The 21603-nt window shown below is 73.1% G+C and carries 19 protein-coding genes; 14 read left to right on the top strand and 5 right to left on the bottom strand.

Features of this window, described 5'->3' with window-relative positions:
- Genes ACFSE6_RS04080 through ACFSE6_RS04065 form a run of 4 tightly spaced genes read left to right on the top strand, consistent with a single transcriptional unit; the run spans position 1 to position 4775 of the window.
- Positions 1-1104, top strand: coding sequence for a nitroreductase family protein (locus ACFSE6_RS04080; RefSeq protein ID WP_388002441.1), 1104 nt, complete (start codon positions 1-3; stop codon positions 1102-1104).
- A 22-nt stretch (positions 1105-1126) separates the two neighbouring features.
- Entirely contained in the window at positions 1127-2062 is a 936-nt protein-coding gene (locus tag ACFSE6_RS04075; protein WP_388002440.1) for a lysylphosphatidylglycerol synthase domain-containing protein, read from the top strand.
- Positions 2059-3279 carry a polysaccharide pyruvyl transferase family protein gene (locus ACFSE6_RS04070; RefSeq protein WP_388002439.1) on the top strand — a complete coding sequence of 407 codons (1221 nt, stop codon included), beginning with the start codon at positions 2059-2061 and terminating at the stop codon, positions 3277-3279. Before ACFSE6_RS04075 ends, ACFSE6_RS04070 begins: the two co-directional genes overlap by 4 nt.
- Before the next feature lie 5 nt (positions 3280-3284).
- Positions 3285-4775, top strand: coding sequence for an ArnT family glycosyltransferase (locus ACFSE6_RS04065; protein WP_388002438.1), 1491 nt, complete (start codon positions 3285-3287; stop codon positions 4773-4775).
- Here the strand turns inward: ACFSE6_RS04065 and ACFSE6_RS04060 are convergent.
- From ACFSE6_RS04060 to ACFSE6_RS04050, 3 genes are read right to left on the bottom strand one after another with little or no spacing between them, the layout of a single operon-like run.
- Complete coding sequence (locus ACFSE6_RS04060) at positions 4684-6264, bottom strand: glycosyltransferase family 39 protein (protein WP_388002437.1); 1581 nt, start codon at positions 6262-6264, stop codon at positions 4684-4686. The two genes, ACFSE6_RS04065 and ACFSE6_RS04060, sit on opposite strands and share 92 nt — an antisense overlap.
- A 40-nt stretch (positions 6265-6304) precedes the next feature.
- Complete coding sequence (gene rfbA, locus ACFSE6_RS04055) at positions 6305-7168, bottom strand: glucose-1-phosphate thymidylyltransferase RfbA (protein WP_388002436.1); 864 nt, start codon at positions 7166-7168, stop codon at positions 6305-6307.
- 5 nt (positions 7169-7173) lie between these two features.
- Positions 7174-7884 (bottom strand): TIGR03089 family protein, encoded by a 711-nt coding sequence (locus ACFSE6_RS04050; protein ID WP_388002435.1) that lies wholly within the window; start codon positions 7882-7884, stop codon positions 7174-7176.
- A gap of 200 nt (positions 7885-8084) precedes the next feature.
- Between ACFSE6_RS04050 and ACFSE6_RS04045 the strand changes: the two genes are divergently transcribed.
- The 3 genes from ACFSE6_RS04045 to ACFSE6_RS04035 are packed head-to-tail and all read left to right on the top strand — an operon-like array spanning position 8085 to position 13796.
- Positions 8085-8423, top strand: coding sequence for a WhiB family transcriptional regulator (locus tag ACFSE6_RS04045; protein WP_388002434.1), 339 nt, complete (start codon positions 8085-8087; stop codon positions 8421-8423).
- Between the two features lie 37 nt (positions 8424-8460).
- Positions 8461-11973 carry a glycosyltransferase family 2 protein gene (locus ACFSE6_RS04040; RefSeq protein ID WP_388002433.1) on the top strand — a complete coding sequence of 1171 codons (3513 nt, stop codon included), beginning with the start codon at positions 8461-8463 and terminating at the stop codon, positions 11971-11973.
- Positions 11970-13796 (top strand): DUF5719 family protein, encoded by a 1827-nt coding sequence (locus ACFSE6_RS04035; protein WP_388002432.1) that lies wholly within the window; start codon positions 11970-11972, stop codon positions 13794-13796. Before ACFSE6_RS04040 ends, ACFSE6_RS04035 begins: the two co-directional genes overlap by 4 nt.
- Positions 13797-13857: 61 nt before the next feature.
- On the opposite strand, the gene ACFSE6_RS04030 is transcribed toward ACFSE6_RS04035, so the two are convergent.
- On the bottom strand, positions 13858-14319 hold the full coding sequence (locus tag ACFSE6_RS04030; RefSeq protein ID WP_388002431.1) for a metallopeptidase family protein: 462 nt from the start codon (positions 14317-14319) through the stop codon (positions 13858-13860).
- 140 nt (positions 14320-14459) lie between these two features.
- On the opposite strand from ACFSE6_RS04030, the gene ACFSE6_RS04025 reads away from it, so the two are divergent.
- The 7 genes from ACFSE6_RS04025 (at position 14460) to ACFSE6_RS03995 (ending at position 20705) form a co-directional block, all read left to right on the top strand.
- A complete protein-coding gene (locus tag ACFSE6_RS04025; protein ID WP_388002430.1) occupies positions 14460-14873 on the top strand; it encodes a DUF3499 domain-containing protein in 414 nt (137 codons plus the stop codon).
- Between the two features lie 16 nt (positions 14874-14889).
- Entirely contained in the window at positions 14890-15111 is a 222-nt protein-coding gene (locus tag ACFSE6_RS04020; protein ID WP_388003997.1) for a Trm112 family protein, read from the top strand.
- Positions 15112-15179: 68 nt separating this feature from the next.
- Positions 15180-16148: a cation diffusion facilitator family transporter gene (locus ACFSE6_RS04015; protein ID WP_388002429.1), complete on the top strand. Its 969-nt coding sequence runs from the start codon at positions 15180-15182 to the stop codon at positions 16146-16148.
- Between the two features lie 127 nt (positions 16149-16275).
- Complete coding sequence (locus ACFSE6_RS04010; RefSeq protein ID WP_388002428.1) at positions 16276-17631, top strand: sensor histidine kinase; 1356 nt, start codon at positions 16276-16278, stop codon at positions 17629-17631.
- A 21-nt stretch (positions 17632-17652) separates the two neighbouring features.
- Complete coding sequence (locus ACFSE6_RS04005) at positions 17653-18468, top strand: response regulator (protein WP_388002427.1); 816 nt, start codon at positions 17653-17655, stop codon at positions 18466-18468.
- Between the two features lie 126 nt (positions 18469-18594).
- Entirely contained in the window at positions 18595-19497 is a 903-nt protein-coding gene (locus ACFSE6_RS04000; RefSeq protein ID WP_388002426.1) for an ABC transporter ATP-binding protein, read from the top strand.
- Complete coding sequence (locus ACFSE6_RS03995; protein WP_388002425.1) at positions 19494-20705, top strand: ABC transporter permease; 1212 nt, start codon at positions 19494-19496, stop codon at positions 20703-20705. Before ACFSE6_RS04000 ends, ACFSE6_RS03995 begins: the two co-directional genes overlap by 4 nt.
- A 61-nt stretch (positions 20706-20766) precedes the next feature.
- On the opposite strand, the gene ACFSE6_RS03990 is transcribed toward ACFSE6_RS03995, so the two are convergent.
- Positions 20767-21594 carry a carbohydrate deacetylase gene (locus ACFSE6_RS03990; protein WP_388002424.1) on the bottom strand — a complete coding sequence of 276 codons (828 nt, stop codon included), beginning with the start codon at positions 21592-21594 and terminating at the stop codon, positions 20767-20769.
- Between the last annotated feature and the right edge of the window lie 9 nt (positions 21595-21603).

Here is a 21603-nt window from a genome sequence, read left to right as displayed (position 1 = left end):
ATGCTGCAGAAACTCAAGAAGACCGTCAAGGACGTCCTGGCGGTCCCCGCCGTCCGTAAGGCCTACGAGGCCGGCAACCGGGCCGTGCTCGGCGCCGTCGGCTCCAACCGGCTGGCCGCCACCTTGTACTCGTTCCCCGGCTTCGCCACCTTCAACCGGGAGCAGTACGCCGTCCTCGCCGGACGCCGCGCCTACTACGCCCACCTGAACCAGGCCCGGCCCACCCACGTCGAGCTGCGCCGCAACATCCACCGGCTGGAGAAGGGCATCCTCATGCAGCCCCGGCGGGACGTCTTCGCCCGCGACTACATCGAGGAAACCGTCGACTTCTACCTCGTGGCGGTCCGCGGTCGCACCGAAGGGGCCACCCAGAGCATCGACGAGGTCGAGCTGCGGTGGGCGCACGACGTGCTGCGCACCTACTTCACGCTCGTGCGTCCCGGGGACGCCGCCGTCGACCGCGCGCGCACGACGTTCGAGGCCGCCCCGGTGCCCGGGCCCGTGGCGCCGGAGGCGACGATCCGGCCCTACCCGCACGGGTCCATCGAACGCAGCGACGTCACCTACGACCAGCTCCTCGCCCTGGCCAGACAACGGCGTTCGGTCCGCTGGTTCCTGGACAAGCCGGTCCCGCGCGACCTCATCGACAAGGCTCTGGTCGTGGGCCGCGAGGCCCCGACGGCGTGCAACCGGCTGCCCTACGAGTACCTCGTCTACGACGATCCCGAGCTGGTCCGGAAGGTCGCCGCCATCCCCTTCGGCACCGGCGGCTACGCACACCAGATCCCGACCATCGTCGTGGTCAAGGGCCGCCTGGACAGCTACTTCTCCCCGCGCGACCGGCACGCCATCTACATCGACGCCGCCCTGGCCACCATGGGCTTCGTCCTGGCCCTGGAGACCCTCGGCCTCAGCTCCTCGATCATCAACTGGCCGGACTTCGAGCCTCTCGAGCTCAAGATGCAGAAGACGCTCGGACTCGAGGTTCACGACCGCGTCGTCTGCCTCATCGCCGTGGGCTACCCGCAGCCGGAGTCCCTCGTCGCCTCCTCACCGAAGAAGTCGCTCGAGGTCCTGCGTTCCTACAATGCCGTCCCAGAGTAGGGCCATCACGCGCAGCCGAGGCGTGCGGGCGCTCGTCACCGTCGTCGTCCTGGCGGTGGTCGGCTACTTCTTCGGCCGCTCGCTCGCGCAGAACTGGGATGCGGTGCGGCAGATCGACTTCACCGTCGACGGCTGGAGCGTCGTGGCGGTCGTCTTGTTCGCGCTCGCCGTCCCCGTCTCCGGATTGCTGTGGGGCCGGATGACCGCCGAGCTCTCCGGGACGGACGTCCAGCCGCTCGAGGCCGTGCGCGTGCACTGCCTGTCCTGGCTGCTCAAGTACGTGCCGGGTCAGGTCGGGTCGGCGGTGAACAAGGTCGCGTGGGCGGCGGGTCGGGGCCTGTCCAAGACTCTCGTGCTCATCACCTTCGTCTACGAGAACGCCTTCCTTCTCATCGGTTCGTTGGTCCCCACCACGCTCGTCCTGCTGCTCGCGGGCACCGTCGACCTCGGCACGGGCCGCGCCGGCTCGACGCCCCTGCTGCTCGCGTTCGCCTCCCTGATCCCGCTGCTGGCACTGACGAACGGTCCGGTCTTCCGATTCGGCTCCAACCTGCTGGCCCGGCGGGCGCTCCACCGGGAGATCCCCGCCGAGTACTTCCTCCGCTGGACGCAGGCGCTCCGGTACCAGCTGCTGTACCTGCTTCCCCGTGTGATCAACGGCGCCGGCTTCGTCGCCATCGCCGTGGCCATGGTCGACGTCGCCCCCTCCGCCTATCTGCCGCTGGCGTGCGCCTACATCATCGCCGGCGCTGTCGGCATCCTCGCCGTCTTCGTCCCGAGCGGGCTCGGCGTGCGCGAGTCGGTCCTCGTGCTGCTGGCCGCCGCCTACCTGCCCACCGAGCAGGCCATCGTCCTGGCCCTGGTGGCTCGTCTGTACGCGACCGTGGCGGACGCCGTCGTCGTCGCCGTCTACGGCATCCTGCGCCTGACCCCCCGAAAGGAGACGGCAACGTCATGAAGGTCGCCATCATCGGCTCCGCGTTCTCCGGCAACAAGGGTGCCGCCGCCATGCTGGAGAGTTCGGTCCAGCACCTCACCCGTCGCGATCCGAAGACCCGTTTCGTCCTGCTCAGCATGTACCCATGCTCCGACGCGGCGCAGAACCGCTACCCGAACCTGCGGGTACTCGACGCCTCGCCGTTGCGTCTCGGCGTGCTGCTCAACAGCGCGGCGCTGGCCCATCGCCTCCTGCCGCCGCTGCGCCGCGAGATCGAACGGGCCGTGCCCGAGATCGGAGCGCTGGCCGGCGCCGACGTGCTCCTCGATGAGGGTGGGATCACCTTCGTCGACGGTCGCGGCAAGTTCCTCATCTACAACGTCGCCTCGATCCTGCCCGCGCTGTTCGTGCGCACCCCGGTCGTCAAGGTCGCCCAGGCCATGGGGCCGTTCACCGAACCGCTCAACAAGCTCGCCGCCTCGCTCATGCTGCCGCGCGTAGCCGCGATCGTCTCCCGCGGGGCGACCACCCACCGGCACCTCGAGGACCTCGGCCTGGACAACGTTCACCGCGGCGCCGACCTGGCCTTCACCCTCGAGGTCGCCGAGGCCGACGTCGCCGAGGCGAGTGCCGCCGTCGAGACGAGCTTCTTCGACTCCGGCGACGTCGTCGGCTTCTCGCCGAGCGCCGTGCTGCGCGCCGCGGCCGACACCCGCGGCGAGGACTACGTGGGCCAGGTGCGGCGCCAGATCGACCACCTCACCGGCGACCTCGGCAAGAAAGTCTTCCTCGTCGCGCACAGCGCCCGCGCGGGCACCACCAAGACCCACAACAACGACCTGCCGCTGTGCCGGGAGATCTACGCCGGCCTGGCCTCACCCGAGCAGGTCCTCTTCGTCGACGACGAACTCGGCTCGCAGGCCCTGCGCCACCTCATCGGGCGCTGCCAGATCTTCGTCGCGTCCCGGTTCCACGCCATGGTCTCCTCCCTGGCGACCGGCGTGCCGACGTTCGTCATCGGCTGGAGCCACAAGTACCGCGAGGTGCTCGAGATGTTCGACCTGGAGGACTTCGCCGTCGGCCACGCCGACCTCACCGACGACCTCTTCCGCACAAAGATCGCCGAGCTGCTCCACCGGCAGGACCCGTTGCGCGAGCAGATCGCCACCGCGCTGGAGGACGTCCGGGTCCGGGCCATGGCACAGCTCGACGTCATCGACGGCGTCGCCCGGGCCTGAGCGCCGTGGCCGCTGCCACCAGGTGGACCGTCGCCGGGGTCCTCGGCGGCGTCCTGACGGTCGTCGGCGCGGCCATGTTCGCCGCGCTCACGCTCAACTGGCGCGGCACCATCGACGCGACCTACCACCTCGACTACATCTACCAACTCGCCGACGGCAACCTCCCCGCCCCCTACGGCGTGCGGTTCACCCCCGACGGCCCGCTGCCGCACGAACGCCAGTACGCCTCCGCGCACCCGCCGCTGTACTACGCCCCGGTGCTCGCCCTGGCCGGCGGGGCCGAGCCGGCCGACTGGGTGCGGGTGGTGCTCACGGGCAGACTGCTCAACGTGGCCCTCGGCGCGGTCACCGTCCTGCTGCTCGGCTGGGCGGGCTGGAGCCTCGGTGGCCGTTCCCGGCACCGGTTGGCGGTCGCGACGGCCGCCACCGGCGCCCTGTCGGTGTCCTTCGTCCGGTTCGCCGGCGAGATCTACGGTGATGTCCTGCTCACCACGCTTGCCACGGCGGGGCTCGTCCTCGCGATCCGCATGCTGCGCGCCGGGCCCAGCCGGCGGCGAGTCCTGGCGACGGCGGCGGTGTGCGGCCTCGGGATGCTCACCAAGGCGACGTTCGTCGTCGTCCTTCTTCTGTGCGCGGGGGCGGTGCTGATCGCCGTGACGATCCACCTGCCCGGGCCGGGACGGGTGCGTGCGGCGCTGCTGCGGGTCGCACCGGTGCTGGCGCTGCCTGCCGCGACGTCGGGATGGTTCTACCTGCGCAACCTCGCCTTGAGCGGCTCGTGGTTCCGGTCCACGCCGCGGGTCCCGGTGGGGGACCGGCCGTACCGCACGCTGGAGGAGAACCTCACCAGGCCGGACTTCTACCTCATCGTGCCGGACCGGCTTCTCGGGCAGGAGGAGGTCGATCTCGGAGCGCTGACGAACTACCAGCTCTCGCGGGCGCTGTTCGTGACGCTCGCGTTGCTCGCCGTGGTCGCTGCCGGCCGGTGGTGGTCGGCGCGCCGCGGCGCCGACGCTCCACCACTGTCCGTTCCCTCACGGGCCGCCACGACGTGGGCCGCCCTGGTCCCCCTCGGCGCCCTCATCGGCATGTACGCCGTGCAACTGGCCCACACGGTGGGCTACGGGAACGACAACATTCGCTACTTCCTGCCGGCGTCGATCGCCCTCGGGCTGCTCGCCGGGCTCGCGTGCCTGGCCGCCCGGGGCGCCGGCGGCCTGGTCGCCGCGAGCGTCATGGTCGTGCTCCTGGGGGGCACGGTGCGGTACTCGGCCCACCTGGCCGAGCGGTTCGGGGTGGACGGTGAGCGGGGATGGCTCGCGTGGGCCACCGCGGCGGCGGCCCAGAACGACCTACCGGCCTGGCCGGTGTGGTCCGCGCTGGCGGTGAGCGTGTTCGGCGTCCTCATCGTCGTCGTGGCGTGGCGCGGTCTCGCTGCGACGCAGCGCCGGCGGTTCGGGGAGGTCGCTGTGGTGCCAGCGCCTCGCCCGCGATGAGACTGCGGCCCACCCACGCGAGCGTGCCGAGGTACCCGAGCGCCAGCAGCCACAGCAGCCAGCCCGGGGCGGGCCCCCAGGCCTCGATGGCCCGCAGGCCGTCGATGACGGAGGAGTCGCGCTCGGCCCAGTGGAAGCCGAGAACCCGACGCATGCTCAGCCCGGTGAAGACGCCGCCGGCGACGACGACGGCCACGGCCGCGGCCGACCGCAGCCGGCGCGGCAGCATGGCCGGCCCCCCGAGGGCGAGCACCAGGGTCAGGCCGGCGAACCCCGGGAAGAGATAGCGGCCCTGCAGGCCCAGCGGCTCGCCGGTACGCAGGTACAGCGGCCAGGTCCCGGCGATCATCGCCGCGGCGCAGCCGACGAACGGGGCGAGCAGCAGGGCGGCGTCGGCCCGCCGCAGCCCGAACGACGCCCGCCGGGCCAGCACCACGACCGCGGCCACGACCATCACCGTGAACAACCCGGTGGTCAGGGTGTAGCTGAACGGCGGCGGCTGGTGGCCGATCTGGATGGACAAGGACGCGAAGAACCGGACGGGCACCCGGATCACCGCCTCGTGCCAGTAGTCGCCGAGGCCCTCGAGCGGGTCGAGCGGCCCGCCGGGCAGCGCCGGTCGGTGGCCGGCGGGCTGAACCGTGCCGTACCGCACGAGATTCGCGATCCACCACCATCCGCCCAGGGCGGCCACCGCGCCGGCAAGCACCAGCCGGACGGCGGCCGTGCGCAGCACCCCGCCACGGCGGCCCGCCAGGAGGTACGCGGCGACGACCACGGGGACCAGGACGAGCGCGAACGCCTTGGTCAGCAGCGCCACGGCGAGGGCGCCGCCGGTCAGGACCGCGGCGGTCCGGGTCAGGTCGCCGGTGGCGATCCGTACGGCCAGGACCGTCACCACGGCAGCGGCGGCGGTGAGCAGGTTGTCGTTCGTCACCGTGCCGCCAAGAGCGCCGAGCTGCGGGACCAGGAGCGGCCCGGCGGCCGCGGCGACGACGGCCGCCGGCGGGGCGCGCAACCGCCGCGCACCGTGTCCGAGTAGCAGCGGGAGGGGCGCGAGCAGCGCCACGCTCGTCAGGCGCAGGAACCACACGGTCACGTGCGCCGGAACGTCGTCGGGCAGCACGGCGAGGAACCCGGCGAGCAGCGCGTAGTAGCCGGGTGGGTGCTGTCCGATCGTGTTGACATCACCGTCCGACGAGCCGGCCGGCGCCGCGTCTCGCAGCTCGGCGAACGAGAGCGGCTCGGCCGAGGTGGTGGTGATCGGCTGGTAGCCGGGGTGCTCCTCGGGGATGGCGTCGAGCACCCAGGTGAGCAGGTGCAGCTCCTGGTATCCGGGCCACTCGCCCGTCTCCAGCAGCGCGTAGCCGCCGGAGATGTGCGCGGCCTCGTCGAAGGAGCGGAACGTCGGCAGGAGCAGCGACCAGCTGAGCAGGATGAGCGTCCAGGCGACCGTCAGTGCCGGCACGGCGGGCGGCAGGCGGCTCACTGTGCCGGGCTGGTCGGTCATGGGCTGGCCGGCGCCGGTGTCAGTGCTCGAGAAGACCGAGGAGGTACTCGCCGTAGCCCGACTTGCGCAGCGGTTCGGCGCGCTCGCGCAGATCGTCGTCGCTGAGGAAGCCACGCCGCCAGGCGACCTCCTCGGGGCAGCCGATCTTCAAGCCCTGCCGTGCCTCGACCGTGCGCACGAACGCCGTGGCGTCGGCGAGGGAGTCGAACGTGCCGGTGTCCAGCCAGGCGGTGCCGCGCGGCAGCACCTCGACCGCGAGCCGGCCCTGATCGAGGTAGTGCCGGTTGACGTCGGTGATCTCGTACTCGCCCCGGTCCGAGGGCTCCAGACCCTTGGCGATCTCGACGACCTCGTTGTCGTAGAAGTACAGGCCGGGCACCGCGTAGGAACTCTTCGGCCGCTTCGGCTTCTCCTCCAGCGACAGGGCGCGCTGGTTGTCGTCGAACTCGACCACGCCGTAGGCCGTCGGGTCCGAGACGTGGTACGCGAACACCGCGCCGCCGTCGATCGAGCCGAACCGGTTCAGGGTCTGGCCCATGCCCGGGCCGTAGAAGATGTTATCCCCCAGGACCAGGGCCGCCGGGTCGTTGCCCAGGAACTCCTCGCCGAGCACGAACGCCTGGGCCAGGCCGTTGGGTACCTCCTGGACGGTGTAGGAGATCGAGATACCGAACTGGGAACCGTCCCCGAGCAGCCGGTGGAAGGACTCGGCGTCGTGCGGCGTGGTGATGACCAGGACGTCCCGGATGCCCGCCAGCATCAACGTGGTCAACGGGTAGTAGACCATCGGCTTGTCGTAGACCGGCACGAGCTGCTTGCTCACGCCCTGGGTGATCGGGTGCAACCGGGTGCCGGATCCACCGGCCAGGATGATGCCTCGCATGGTGCCTAGTCTGGCGCATCCAGGCGAACCGTCACCCCTTCGGCCTCGACGACCCGGTCGAGACCCGGCGCACCCGGCGCGGCGAGCACCACCGACCCTCCGGCCAGCCAGACGCCGAACGCCTGACGCATCAGGTCCTCGAGGCTGCCGGGGGAGAGGAGGACCCGGCTTCCCGCCGCAGCGGCCGGGGCCGCCCAGGTCTCGAGGTCGGCGTAGCGCACGCCGCTCAGCGCCTCGTCGTCCGGATCCGGGGCCTGGACGAAGCCGAGCGTGTCCCCGTAGCCGCCGAGGTCCGCGGCGGCGTCCATCGCGCCGGCGGGCAGGTCCGCCCCGTCCCAGGCCATCGCCAGCGCCGGCAGGGCGACCGCGAGGGTCAAGTCCGCGGCAGGCGCCGCGGCGGGGTCGGAGGTGACGACGACGTCGGCCGCTTCCGGCTGCTCGTCCAGGCCGGCGGTCGCACCGGTGAGCCACGTGGCGAGCGTCCACACGGCCGCGCGCCAGTGCACTGGGAGATGAATCACGACGACGGAGCCCGGGGCGGCGTCCGCCTCCTCGGCCAGCAGGTTGGCCGCCTTGGTGATCCAATTGGCCAGGACTCGGCCGGACAGTTCGACGCGTTCGCCGCCGGTCGATCCGTACCAGGTCAGGCGTGGTGCCGTGCCGTCGGCACCCAGCGCGGTCAGGAGTCGGCTCGGGGCCGTACCGGAGACGCTCATGGTGACGAGGGTAGGGTGCCGCGCCTACGGTGGTGGGGAGCGGGCGAGCCGCGGAATGGCGCAGCTCGGCACCAAGGACGTGACCGGCCTCGCCGTCAAGTCCGTATCCCACTCGTATAGCACTCCTGGGGTTGACTCGGGCGGATGACACGCGTGTAATTCACGTGGGAGCTGCCGAAGGGACGAGGGGGAGAACGATCGTGTGGAACATTCTCGGTGATGGTCCGCTGACCTTCGGGATGGCGGCCGAGGAGGACGAGCAGCAGCACGCCGTCGGGGCTGACGTCCTGCATCTGCTCGACGCCGGCGACGACGAGGGAGCGCTCGCCTGGCAGGACCGCGCGCTCTGCGCGCAGACCGACCCGGAGGCCTTCTTCCCGGAGAAGGGGGGCTCCACGCGCGAGGCGAAGCGGGTGTGCACCTCCTGCGAGGTCCGGTCCGAGTGCCTGGAGTACGCCCTGGCGAACGACGAGCGGTTCGGCATCTGGGGCGGTCTGTCGGAGCGTGAGCGTCGCAAGCTCAAGCGCCGCGCCGTCTGAGACGGCCGCGCCGCTGACGACGCCGGTTCCCTCTGCCGTGCCCACGCGCCCCACCACGCTCGCGGTGGTCGTCAGCACGGGCGTGACCGCCTACCTCCCGCGCACGCTCGCGGCGATCGCCGCCCAGACGCACTCCCCTGAGGTCGTCCTCGTCGTCGACGTCGGCGCGCCCGGTCGTGACGTGGGCACCGGGGTCCCGGTGCACGAGGCCGTCGCCGAGGCCGGCCTGGAGGACCTTGCCCGCGTCCGGGTCGTGCGTGCCCCCGAGGCGTCGACGTTCGGGCAGGCCGTCACCCTCGGACTCGCGGGCTACGCCGAACTCGTCGAGCGGGCGGCCCGCCGGGCCCGCAAGCGGGAGGCCACCGGGTGGTCCGGCGTCACCGGCGAGCTCAACCCGGTCACGACCGGCGAGATGCGCGCTGTCGGCGCCGGCGGCGGTGCCCCGGACGCCGGGGCGGCCGCCGAGTGGCTGTGGCTGCTGCACGACGACTCCGCTCCCGCACCCGAGGCCCTCGACCGGCTGCTGCACGCGGCCGAATCCGGCCGCTCGATCGCCCTGCTCGGGGCCAAGCAGTGTGACTGGGACGAGCCCGACCGCCTCCTCGAGGTCGGCGTCCGCGCCACCCGCTCCGCGCGCCGTGTTCCGGAGATCGAGCCCGGCGAGATCGACCAGGGCCAGCACGATCACCGCGAGGACGTCCTCGCTGTGGGCCTGGCCGGGGCCCTGGTGCGCCGCACCGTGTGGGACGAGCTCGACGGTCCGGACCCCGCGCTCGGCCCGTTCGGCGACGGTCTCGAACTCAGCCGGCGCGCCCGCCTGGCCGGCCACCGCGTCGTGGTCGTCCCGACCGCCGTCGTCCACCACGCCCGCGCCGCCTTCCACGGACTTCGGGGCGGGGGGCTGATCACCGGGGATGCCAGCGAACCCGACCCGCGGCGCTCGTTCCTCCCGCGCCGGCGTGCCCAGCTGTTCAACGCCCTGCTCACCGTCCCCGGGCTCGCGGTGCCGTTCGTCGCGGTGTGGTTCCTGCTGCTCGGTGCCCTGCGCGCGCTGTGGCGGGTGACCACCAAGGAGATCGGGCTGGCCGGCGCGGAGCTCGGAGCTCCCCTGGCCGTGCTGGGGCGGACGGACGAGCTCTGGCGTGCGCGACGCCGCCACCGCGGCTCGCGCCGCCTGTCCCGCCGGGCCGCACTCGTCCCGCTCGAGGCGAAGCCGGCCGAGATCCGCCGCGCCCGCCGCGACGTCCGGCGCACCCAGGCTGCCGCCCGCCGTGCGGTGGCCGCGCCGAGCGAGCTCGAGATCGCCGAACGCGCCGCACTGGCCCGCCGGCGCCGCGTGACCGGCACCCTCACGGCGGTCGTCCTCACCGCCGTCGCCCTGATCGCCTTCATCGACCTGCTGCTCGCCGGCCCGTTGACCGGGGCCGCCCTGCGCCCGCTCGATGTCACGGCCGGACAGCTGTGGACCATGGCGCGTTCCGGGTGGGTCGTCGGCGGCGACGGCCATCCCGGGCCGGCCGACCCGTTGCTGCAGGTCCTCGCGGTCCCGGCCGCGCTCGTGGCTCCGTTCGGAGCGAGCGCCAACGCCGTGATCACCGCGATCCTGCTCGGCTCGATCCCGCTTGCCGGTCTCGGCGCGTGGTTCGCGGCCGGAGCGGCCACCCGCTCCGTCGGGCTGCGCGCCGTCGCGACGGTCACCTGGGCGCTGTCCCCGGCGTTGCTGCTCGCCACCGGGCAGGGCCGGCTCGGTCCGGTGCTCGCGCACCTCCTGCTGCCCTGGGCCGGGCTCGGCCTCGCCCGAGCCGTGGCCGTCGACCGGCGGGACGTCGTGCTCTCGGGCCTGGTCGGTGCCCGCCGGACCGAGCGGGCGCGCGCCGCCGAGGAACGTGCCGTCGCCGACGGCCGGACCGTCTCGCCGCAGGGTGTCGAGACCACGCGCCGTACTCGCGCGGGATCCATCGCCGCCGGCGCCGGCGCGGCGCTGGCGCTTGCCGCGGCCTGCGCCGGGGTTCCGGCCCTGCTGCCCGCCGCCGTGGTGGTCGCGGTGGTGCTGGCGGTCCTGGCACCCCGGCGCCGCCTCGTGCTGCTGCTCGTGCCGGTGCCCGCGCTCGTCCTGCTCGGCCCGTCGGTCCTCGCCGCGGTGGCGAACCTGCCCGGCGGCAGTTGGCGGATCCTCTTCGGGGGCGGTGTGCCGTACCCGGCCGGCGGCGCGGGGGCCTCTCCGTCGTGGCTGCCGCTGCTCGGCTGGCCGGTCGAGCCGGTGACGTTCCCCGGTCTCGACCCCGAGGCGTCGGGCGTCGTCGGCGCCGCCGCCGAGTACGGCATGCTCGCCGGCGGCGCGACTCTCCTCCTCGGCGCGGTGCTGGCCCTGGCACGCGGCACCGGTCGGGCACGCGCGGTCCGGGCCGGATGGCTGGTCGCACTGGTAGGTCTCGTGCTCGCCCTGCTCGCTGTGCGGACCGACGTCGGCGTCGGCACCGGAGCGGACGGCACCAGCCAGGTGGTGCGCGCCTGGGCCGGCCCAGGCGTCTCCCTGGTCGTTCTGGGGCTGCTCGTCGCCGTGGTCTCCGCCGGTGACGGCCTCCGGGCCGCGCTGGCGGGCCGGAGTTTCGGCTGGCGACAGGTGACGACGACCGTGCTCGCCCTGCTCGTCGTCGCGGGACCGCTGGCGACCGGCGCCGGCTGGCTCGTCGGCGTCACGGCAACGCCGTCGGACCGCCCGGGAGAGCTGCTGGCGGTGCACGGCCGCGAGGCACCGCCGGTGCCCGCCGTCGCCGAGGAGATGCAGACCTCGTCCTCGCGCTCGCGCGTCCTGGCGCTGGTGCCCTCCGGCGGCACGATCCAGGCGCAGATCTGGCGTGGCGCTGGGCCGCAACTGACGGACTCCGCCGCCGTCGCAGACCTCGCCGAGCTGGAGCGGGAAGGGTTCGACGACGCCGACCGTGAGCTCGCCGGCCTCGTGGCCGCCATCTCGGTCGGTGCGGCCGACGACGTCGGTCAGGTCCTCGGCGCTCATGCTGTCGGCGTGGTCGTCGTGCCCCACGAGCCGACGTTCGTCCCGGCCGGGACCGAGCCGACGACCACCGAGCGGGCGGCTCTGCTCGAGCGGCTCGACGCCACGGCCGGGCTGGAACGGGTCACCGAGAACGAGTCCGGCGCCATCTGGCGGGTGAGCACGACCGGCGGGGCGGGTTCGGCACCGTCCGTCGCCCGCGCCCGGATCCACGACGCCGACGGCGAGTGGACCGGCGACCTGCCGGCGGGGACCGTCGGCATGCGCACCGAGGTGGCTGCAGGGGAGCAGGGCCGCACCCTCGTCCTCGCCGAGCGCGCGGACAACGGCTGGCGCGCGTGGTACGACGGCGAGCCGCTGCGGGCGACGACCGAGGGGTGGCGCCAGGCGTTCGAGCTTCCGCCCGACGCCGGGACGTTGCAGGTCTCGTACCAGGCCGCGCCGACCATCTGGACGTGGGTGCAAGCCGTCGTGCTCGGGCTGACGCTGCTCCTGGCGCTGCCGGTACGCCGCCGACGAACGGAGGTGGACTCGTGAGCGATGAACGAACACCGCACGAGCCCGGACCGGACGAGGCTCCCGAGGACCAGCACCAGGCTTCGGAGGACCACGACCAGGCTCCGGAGCACCAGTCCCAAGGTCCCGAGGACCAGCACGAGGTGTCCGAGGACCAGCAGGAAGCCACGGCGGACGAGACCCCCGAGGGACAAGGCTCCGACCAGGACGATGCAGCCGAGGACGCTGACCGCGACGGGACCGCCGCGACGGCGAACGCCACGGCCACCGATGATGCGGGCCAGCCGGCCCCGGCCCCGGGCCGCCGGATCGGTCCGCGTCGCATTCTGCGCGGCGTCGGGCTCGGACTGAGCGCAGCCGCGTTGCTCGCGGCCACCGGGGCCGTCGTCGTCGCCGCGGACGCCGAACCTCCGTCGGCGCCCGCAGCGGTGTCCCCACCGGCGGTCGACGTGCCGGCCGGCACCGTCGACCACGTCTGCGCCGGGCCGGCGGAGCTCACGACCGGCGAGGGCATGTCCGTGGATCCGGAGGTCGACCCCTCGGACGTCGAACCCTCGGCGCTGACCCGGACGATCACCGTGCCCCGCGGCGATGCGGACGCGCCGGAGGCGGAGTACACACCCACCGGGAGCACCGGCGAGGACCTGACGGTGACCGGTGACGTGCGCACCCTCGCGGTCACCGACCCCGAGGCCCCGGGCGTCCTGACGGCGGCACCGGTCGACGACCTCGCCGCCCTGGCGGCCGGCGCCACCCTCACTCGCACCAATGCCGGAGATCTGCGGGGCCTGTCCGCCGCCGCCTGCCAGCAGCCCGCCTCGACCAGCTGGCTGGTCGGCGGCGGCACCGACCTCGGGCAGAGCTCGCGCCTGGTCCTGACCAACAGCGGAGACACCCCGGCCACCGTCTCGGCGCGGATGCTCACCTCGATCGGAGCCGTCGACGCCGCCCGGCTCTCCGAGATCGTCGTCGCCCCCCACTCCAGCGAGGAGGTCCTCCTCGAAGGCGTGAGCGAGGGAAATCCCGAGATCGCCCTGCGCGTCGACGCCGACGGCGGGGAGGTGACGGCCACCGTCCAGGACCTCCAGCTCGACGGCCTCGTCAGCGCGGGCATCGACCAGGTCACCGGCTCGGCGCCGCCCGCGCTGCACCTGACGATCCCCGGCGTCGCGCTGACCGAGTCCGACATCGACGACGAGGTCGCGTCCGAGTTGCGACTGGTGAACCCCGGCGAGGAGGAAGCCACCGCCTCGGTGCGGTTGCTTGGTCCGGACGGCCCGGTCGAGGTGCCCGGCGCGCAGGACGTGGTCCTCGACCCGGGCGCCGTCCTCGACCTGACCCTGGCGGGGATCGAGCCGGGAACCTACGCCGTCGACGTCACCTCGGACCAGCCGATCACCGGGGGCGTGGCGCTGGCACGGATCGGTGAGGCCGGACCGCTCGACCCCGACGTGCCCCCGGTGGACCGGGCCTGGAGCCCGGCGGCACGCCCGAGCGGCGGCGGCCTCGTGCAGACCCCGTCGCTCGGCGACCTCGTCGACGGTGCCCGGGTCGTGCTGTCCAATCCGGGCGAGCAGGACGTCGAGGTCGAGCTGACCCCCGTCGCCGACGGCGGCGAGGTCGAGGACCCGGTGACGGTGACCGTGCCGGCACGGAGCACGATCGACCGCGACGTCACCGAGCTCGTGGGCACCGGCCCGGCCATGCGGATCGCGGCGGCCGACGGCGAGATCCTCGCCTCCACCGTCCTCACCGCGCGGGCGGATGACGGCCAGCTCATCAGCGTCCTGCCGATGTCTCCCGATCCGCACGAGCAACGGTCGGTGCGGGTCGACGTCGGCTGACCCGGGACCGACGGGCGACGGCGAGTGAGCCGCCCGGGGGGCCGTCCGTGTCGTCACCGCGTCACGGCAACGGGCTGTCCGGGTCGATGTCCTCCGGGGCGCGTCCCAGCATGCCGGCGATCTGCTCGACGAGGACCGCCCGCACCAGCAGCTCGGTCTCATCTGCATCCACCGCCCGGGCGACCACCGGGCGGCGGTAGACGACGATCCGGTGACTCAGACCTGCGGCCGCATCCCCGGGAAAGTACCGGCCCAGCGCCACGGCGCGGTGCTCCCACGGGGCCGGGTCCGAAGGCGGTACCTCCTCCACGGCGAACTCCACGCCGGCCAGCTCCCGCGGGAACCGGCGCTCCAGCCGTCGCACACAACGCAGCACCAGATCGTCGAACCGGTCCGTCCGGGTACGCCAGGCCGGCAGCGTCGGCGGGAGCAGCGGCCCGCGCAGGCCCCGTCCGTGCCGATCGCGGCGCCGGCCACCGCGTCGCGCGGGGACAGCCGGCACCGGCGGCTGGGCAGAGGTCATCGCACGAGGGTAACCAGGCCGGCGCGGTGCCCAGGAGCAGGCGTGCCGACGGTGGCCGGCCCGCACGGTCTCGTCGATGACCACCCGCCCCGGCGTGGTCGTCTGTGCCGTGTCGGCTCGGCGCGGTAGCGTCTGGGAACGTGAGAGCCGTCCGCCAGTGCACCCGCTCCGCGTGCGACCGTGCCGCCGTCGCGACGTTGACGTACGTGTATGCGGACTCGACGGCTGTGCTGGGGCCATTGTCCTCGAGCGCGGAACCGCACGCCTACGACCTGTGCGAGGTGCACGCGGAACGCCTCACCGTCCCGCGCGGCTGGGACGTGGTGCGCCTCGCCACCGAGTTCGTGCCCGCGCCGCCGTCCGACGACGACCTCGTCGCCCTGGCCAACGCCGTCCGCGAGGCCTCCCGCTCCACGCCGCAGGCCTCCGTCCCGGCCCAGCGGCCGGGTGGCGCCGAGCCGGCACCGGTGACCCACCGCACCCCGGACCCGGCCGCCGACGGCGAGATTGGCCGGCGCGGCCACCTGCGGGTCCTGCAGGGCGAGAACGACTGAGGCCGCCGTGTCCGCGATGCCCCGCTCCGCCACCCCCGGGATCGACCCCTGGGTCCGCCATGTGCTGCGCTGCCCGGTGACCGGCGCCGAGCTGATCGACGGTACCGGCCCGGACGGGCAGCCCGAGCTCGTCTCCGCCAGCGAGGTCAACCGCCTGGCCTACCCGGTGCGTGACGGCGTACCGATCCTGCTGGCCGCCGAGGCCCGCCGGGTGGACACAGCGCCGCCGGAGGACTGAGGCTCCCGGTCGTCCTCGGCCCAGGCGGGCCCTACGCTTGCTCCGGCACGCACGAGAGGGGAGCGGACATGGCGTCAGGTGGCGGGACCAAGGCGGTGGTGGCCGCGCTCGCGGCGAACCTCGGGATCGCACTGGCGAAGTTCGTCGGCTGGTTGCTCACCGCCTCCAGCGCGATGCTCGCCGAGGCCATCCACTCCGTGGCCGACTCCTCGAACCAGGCACTGCTCCTGCTCGGCGGCAAGCGCGCGCAACGCCGGGCCTCCGAGGTCCATCAGTTCGGCTACGGCCGCTCGCGGTACGTCGCCGGGTTCATCGTCTCCATCGTCCTGTTCACCCTCGGCGGCCTCTTCGCGCTCTACGAGGCGTGGCACAAGTACACCGAACCGCACCCGATCGAGGCGTGGCACTGGGTCCCGGTGGTCGTCCTGCTCGTCGCCATGGTCATGGAGGCCCTGGCGTTGCGCACCGCACTGGCAGAGGCCAAACAGGTGCGGGGCAAGAGCTCCCTGCTGCAGTTCATCAAGCGATCCCGCTCGCCGGAGATCCCCACCATCGTCATGGAGGACACTGGAGCACTCGTCGGCCTGGTCTTCGCCCTTTTCGGCGTCGGCATGACCCTTGCCACGCACGACGGCCGGTGGGACGCCGTCGGCTCGGCCGCCATCGGCGTCCTCCTCGTTGTCATCGCCGGCTTCCTGGCACGTGAGATGACCTCGATGCTGCTCGGTGAGTCCGCTCTCCCGGAGCACCACCGGGCCATCGAGGAGGCACTGCGCGGCGCCGGCGAGGCCGAGCCGGGCATCACCGAGCTCGTCGAGCTGCGCACGCTCCACCTCGGACCGGACGAGGTGCTCGTCGCCGCCAAGGTCAAGCTCGCGCCGGAGGCGACGGCCGAGGAGGTCTCCCGCGCGATCGACGCCGCCGAGGCCCGGGTCCGCGACGCGGTACCGCTGAGGATCGTCAGCTATGTCGAGCCCGACCTGCACGACGCCCCGGAGACCGGCCGCCAGGAGAAGGACGTCGCGGGCCGGGCCTGAGCCGGCCTCGGCCCGGAGAGCCCCGGGCCCTCGGGGGACGTCCTGCCGGTCCTTCCGGAGAGTGAGCGTCGCGGATCCCCCTCGAGGAGGAGGCGGGCAGTACGCACGCTCATTACCCTGATCGGTCATGTCCTCCGACGCGCTGACCGGCCGGCTCACCGCATGGCTCAACGACCCGGACGATCCGCTCTGGGAGCGCCCCGGGCCGACCGCCACGCAGGTCCGGCGCGACATCGCCGGTGCGGCGATCCTCGTCCTGCTCGGCGTCGGGATGACGGCCCTGACCAAGAGCGTGGGCATGGTCGTCGAGGACGAGGAGACGTGGCGGGCGTACGTCGCGGTCCCGGCCATGGCGTTGCCGTTGGCCACCCGCCGTCGCTTCCCCGTGACCACCCTCCTCGTCGCCAGCGCGATGTTCGTCGTCCTCTCTCTGTTCAGCCTCGAGGGCAGCGTGCAGTTCCTTTTCCAGGTGACGTACTTCGCGACGCTCTACTCCGCCGTCGCCTGGGCGCCCGACCGCCGGTTGCTGTGGCTGGCCCTCGGCCTCGTGCTGCTCGCGATGGGGCTATGGGTGGTGATCTCCTACACCGGTGCCGCGAGCGTGAGCTACTACACCGACGGCAGCGGTCAGCCGAACGGGCCGATCGACGAACTCACCGCGAACGTGCTCTACGGCACCGCGATGAACGTCGCCTTCTTCGGCGGTGCCATCGTCATCGGCCGGAACTCCTGGCGAGCAGCCCTCCAGCGCTCCCGCCTCGTCGACCAGACCGAACGCGTGCGTGAACAGGCCGGTGAGCTCGCCCGGCGCGCCGTCGTCGACGAGCGGCTGCGGATCGCCCGCGAGCTGCACGACGTCGTCGCCCACCACATCTCCGTCATCGGGGTCCAGGCCGGAGCGGCCCGCCGGGTGCTCGGCAAGGACGTCGACGCCGCCACGCAGGCCCTGCGCACCGTGGAGACCTCCAGCCGCGACGCCGTCGGCGAGATGCGTTCGCTGCTCGGCGTCCTGCGCAGCGAGACCGAGGTCGAACGCGACCGGTCACCTGAGCCCGACCTCGCCGGGCTCGAGGCGCTCGCCGAGGAGTACCGGGACTCCGGACTCGACGTGCAGCTGCACCGCGCGGAGGAGACGCGCGGCGACCTCGACCTGGTCCCCGCCCCGCTCGCACTGTCGATCTACCGGACCGTGCAGGAGTCGCTGACCAACGTCGTGCGGCACTCCACCGCGACCCAGGCCCTGGTGACCCTGCGGACCTGGTCCGACGGCGAGGCGGACGGGGCCTGGGTCGAGGCGGAGATCGTCGACGACGGCCGGCCCAGGACCGGCACGGCCGGCTCCGGCTTCGGGCTGCGCGGGATCCGCGAACGGATCGCGCTGCACGGAGGAGAGGTCGAGATCGGTCCGCGCCGGACCGGGGACGGCTGGCGGGTCCGTGCACGCTTCCGCGTGCGGATCCTTCAGACTGCTCCTACCGCTTGAGTCGTCAGCCGAGGAGTCACCATGCCGTCGCCCGTCCGTGTCCTCATCGCCGACGACCAGTCCTTGGTCCGTTCCGGATTCGCCATGGTGCTGTCCGTCGAGGACGACATCGAGGTCGTCGCCCAGGCCTCCGACGGCGCCGAGGCGGTGCGGACGCTGGAGTCGACGCCGGCCGACGTGGTGCTCATGGACGTCCAGATGCCGGTGATGGACGGGATCACCGCCACCCAGCAGATCGTCGCCCGGGACCTGGCGAAGGTCATCATCCTGACGACCTTCGACCGCGAGGACTACCTCTTCGACGCCCTCGACGCCGGCGCCTCCGGCTTCCTGCTGAAGAACGCCGACCCGGAGGACCTCGTCGAGGCGATCCACGCCGTCGCCGGAGGGCACGCACTGCTCGCCCCGGAGGTGACCGTGCGGGTCATCGCCCGCCTCGCCGCCTCGGGCCGAGCGGCGGGTTCGGCCGGTGAGATGAGCCGGCCCCCAGCCGGTACCGACTGGCCGGTGAGTCCGGAGCCGGCCGGGAGCTCGGCCGCCTCGACCCGGCAGGGACCGCCGCCGGACGCCGGGATGGCCGAGACGGCAGCGGCGGCCACCGGCGCCGACCTCGCGCCCGAGGTGCGGGCCGCCGTCGGCACGCTCACCGCGCGCGAGCGGGAGGTCCTCGCGCTCATGGCCGAGGGGCTGTCGAACACCGAGATCGCGGGCCGGCTGTACCTCGGTGAGTCGACCGTCAAGACGCACGTCTCGCACATCCTCACCAAGACCGACTCGCGCGACCGGGTCCAGGCCGTCGTCCTCGCCCACAAGGCGGGCCTCGCCGCCTCCTGGTGAGCGTGCCTCCGCCCACGGGGGGAGAAGGGCCGCCGCGTCACCTCGCCGCGATCTCACCCTGCCGGCCGATGTGCCCGCCGCGGCGCGCTTCCTAGTCTCGACATCAGTCGAGAAAGGAAGGACGCCATGCCAGCTGCGTCATCAGCACCCGCTCTCGAGGTCCTCGGCCTCACCCGGCGCTTCGGCGACGTCACCGCCGTCGACGACGTCTCCTTCGTCGTCGAACCCGGCCGGCTGACCGGATTCATCGGCGGCAACGGCGCCGGGAAGACCACGACGATGCGGATGATCATGGGCATCCTCGCCATCCACGGCGGCGAGGTCCGCTGGGGCGGCCGGCCGATCACCCGCGCCGACCGCGCGACCTTCGGGTACATGCCCGAGGAGCGCGGCCTCTATCCCAAGCAGCAGGTCCTGGACCAGCTCGCCTACCTCGGCCAGCTGCGCGGCATGACCCGGCGGGACGCCACCGCCGAGGCCACCCGCATGCTCGAACAGTTCGGACTCGGTGACCGCCTCAAGGACAAGCTCGAGGCCCTCTCGCTGGGCAACCAGCAGCGGGTCCAGGTCGTCGCCTCGCTGCTGCACTCGCCGTCGGCGCTCATCCTCGACGAACCCTTCTCGGGGCTCGACCCGGTGGCCGTCGATTCGATGGTCGACCTGCTGCGCGAGCGCACCCGCGAGGGTGTGCCGGTGCTCTTCTCCTCTCACCAGCTCGACCTCATCGACCGCATCTGCGACTCGATGATCATCCTGGCCGGCGGCAAGGTTCGCGCCGCCGGGACGGCGGAGGACCTGCGCGCCGCCGGCCCGCGCCACTACCGGATCACCGCCGGCCACGACGCCGGCTGGGTCCGTGAAGAACCGGGGGTCGACGTCGTCGACGTGGCCGGTGCCACCGCCGTCGTCGGCTTCGACGACGAGCCCACCCGGGAACGGGTGGTCGCCCGGGCCGCCGAGCGCGGGCTCGCCGAATTCACCCCGATCGTGCCGTCGTTGTCCGAGATCTACCGGGAGGCTGTCCGATGAACGTCACCACGTCCGAGCGTCAGGACACACCGCGGGGCTCCGGGCCGGGGGCCGTCCAGCAGCCGTGGCTCGTGGTCACCGTCCGCGAGATCATGGTCAAGCTGCGCGATCGCAACTTCCTCATCTCCACGGCGGTCACCCTTGCCATGATGGTCGGAGCCGTCGCGGTCTCCACCTGGTTCTCCTCCCGGACCACGGACTACACCGTCGCGGTCACCGACGCCGACGCCGCCGAGATCGTCCGCGCCGCCGACGAGCTGGCCGGCGGCGACTCCGTCACCGCGCTCGAACGCCCCGACCCGGGTGCTGCACGTGCTGCGGTCGAGGCCGAGGACGCCGACGCCGCCCTGCTGGCGGCCGAGAGCGGTTGGACGCTCGTGGGCCTGAGCGAGGTCAGCAACACCCTCGACGGCCTCCTGCGCGACGCCGTCACCGAGCACGTCATGGCCCGGAACGCCGAGGCCGCCGGCACCACGATGGCCGAGCTGCGCGCCGGGTCCGAGGTCACCGTCGAGGTGCTCGACGGCGACGCGGACAGTGCCCTCCTGCACCGCATCGTCGGCATTGCCTTCGCGTTCCTGTTCTACATGGCCGCGATCATCTTCGGCATGACGATCGCCACGTCCGTGCTGGAGGAGAAGCAGAACAGGGTGGTGGAGATCCTCGCCACCGCGATCCCGATCAGGCAGATCCTCTACGGCAAGGTGGTCGGCAACTCGGCCCTCGCGCTCGCCCAGATCGCGCTCTACGTCGTCGTCGGGCTCGTGGCCCTGAACTTCACCGACCTCGTCGCCGACATCGGGTTCCTCCTCGGCGCGGCCGGGTGGTTCATCGTCTTCTTCGTGGTCGGCTTCTTCGCCCTCGCGGCCGTCTGGGCGGTGCTGGGGTCACTGGCCAGCCGGACGGAGGACCTCAACTCCAACACCGGGCCGGTCATGATGCTGATCATGGTCGCGACCTTCGGCGGGATCTTCGCCACCGGCACCTGGCTGACCGTCGCGTCCTTCATCCCCATCGTCTCCACGGTGGGCATGCCGATCCGGATGCTCGACGGCGGTGTCCCGCTCTGGCAGACGTTGGTGTCCCTCGCGGGCAACCTGCTCGCCGCCTACGTGCTCGTCCGGATCGGTGAGCGGATCTACCAGCGTGCCGTCCTGCAGGGTGGCACTGCCCTGAGCTGGCGCCAGGCCTTCCGGCTGGAGGCCTGACCGGTTCGCGGCCCGGCGGCGGGCGCCCCGCACGCACCGGCGGGGCGCCCGTCGACCTGTGTCACCACGAGGGCGCCAGGGCGATGCGTTCCCGGCGCAACTCGGCGAGGAAGGTCGGGTCGCGCAGCAGGCGCAGCTCCCACACCCGCTTGCGGCCCTCGGCCGGGGCCAGGGTCCGGGCGGTCGACGGCGCCGCCGGGTGCATGATGAGCTCCGAGACCCCCTCCGGCACAGCACGCACCTGCGCGAGCACGTGCGCGCGGAGCTGGTCGTAGCTCAGCAGCAGCCGCCCCGGCAGCCAGGGCGTGAGCACCGTCTCCGGCAACCGCACGCCGAGGTCGCGGGCCCGGGCGACGGCCTCGTCGTAGCGACGGCGCAGCCGGCCGCGCCAGGTGGTGCGGACCACCGGCTGCAGGCGCGCGGGTAGCCGGAAGGCGAGGGAGTGCTCGGCGCAGAACCGCAACGCGGCACCGAGGCCGGTGTGCTGGTAGAGGACCCCGGAGTGGGAGTCGAGACCCGACGGCGGCAACCCACCGGTGCGCATCCACCGCCACTGCGCGGCGAGCTCGCGGGCGACGTCGGCGGCCTCGCCGAGGGCGGCGACACGGCGGGGCGTGACCGGGAACACGCCGTCCGCCTCCGTCAGGGACCCGACGTCGGCGGCCACCGGCCGCCAGGGTGGCAGCTCGCGGGCACTGGTCAACGTCACGTGCAGTCGCGGCGGCGCCAGCCCGGCCGCGGTCACCCGGCGCACCGCGTCCCGGGCGCCGGGCGCGACCGGCATGAGGGTCGTGGCCGTCACCCGCTCGCGGCGTGCCAGGTCCGTGATCTCCGCGTTCGTGGCAGGGTCCAGACCGAGATCGTCCGCTGTCACGACGAGCTTGCGCATGCATCCTCC

Source organism: Georgenia deserti (genome assembly GCF_042680605.1).
Lineage (GTDB): Bacteria > Actinomycetota > Actinomycetes > Actinomycetales > Actinomycetaceae > Allobogoriella > Allobogoriella deserti.
The sequence above is the reverse complement of the archived record's forward strand: the minus strand, read 5'-3'. Positions and strand labels throughout refer to the sequence as shown.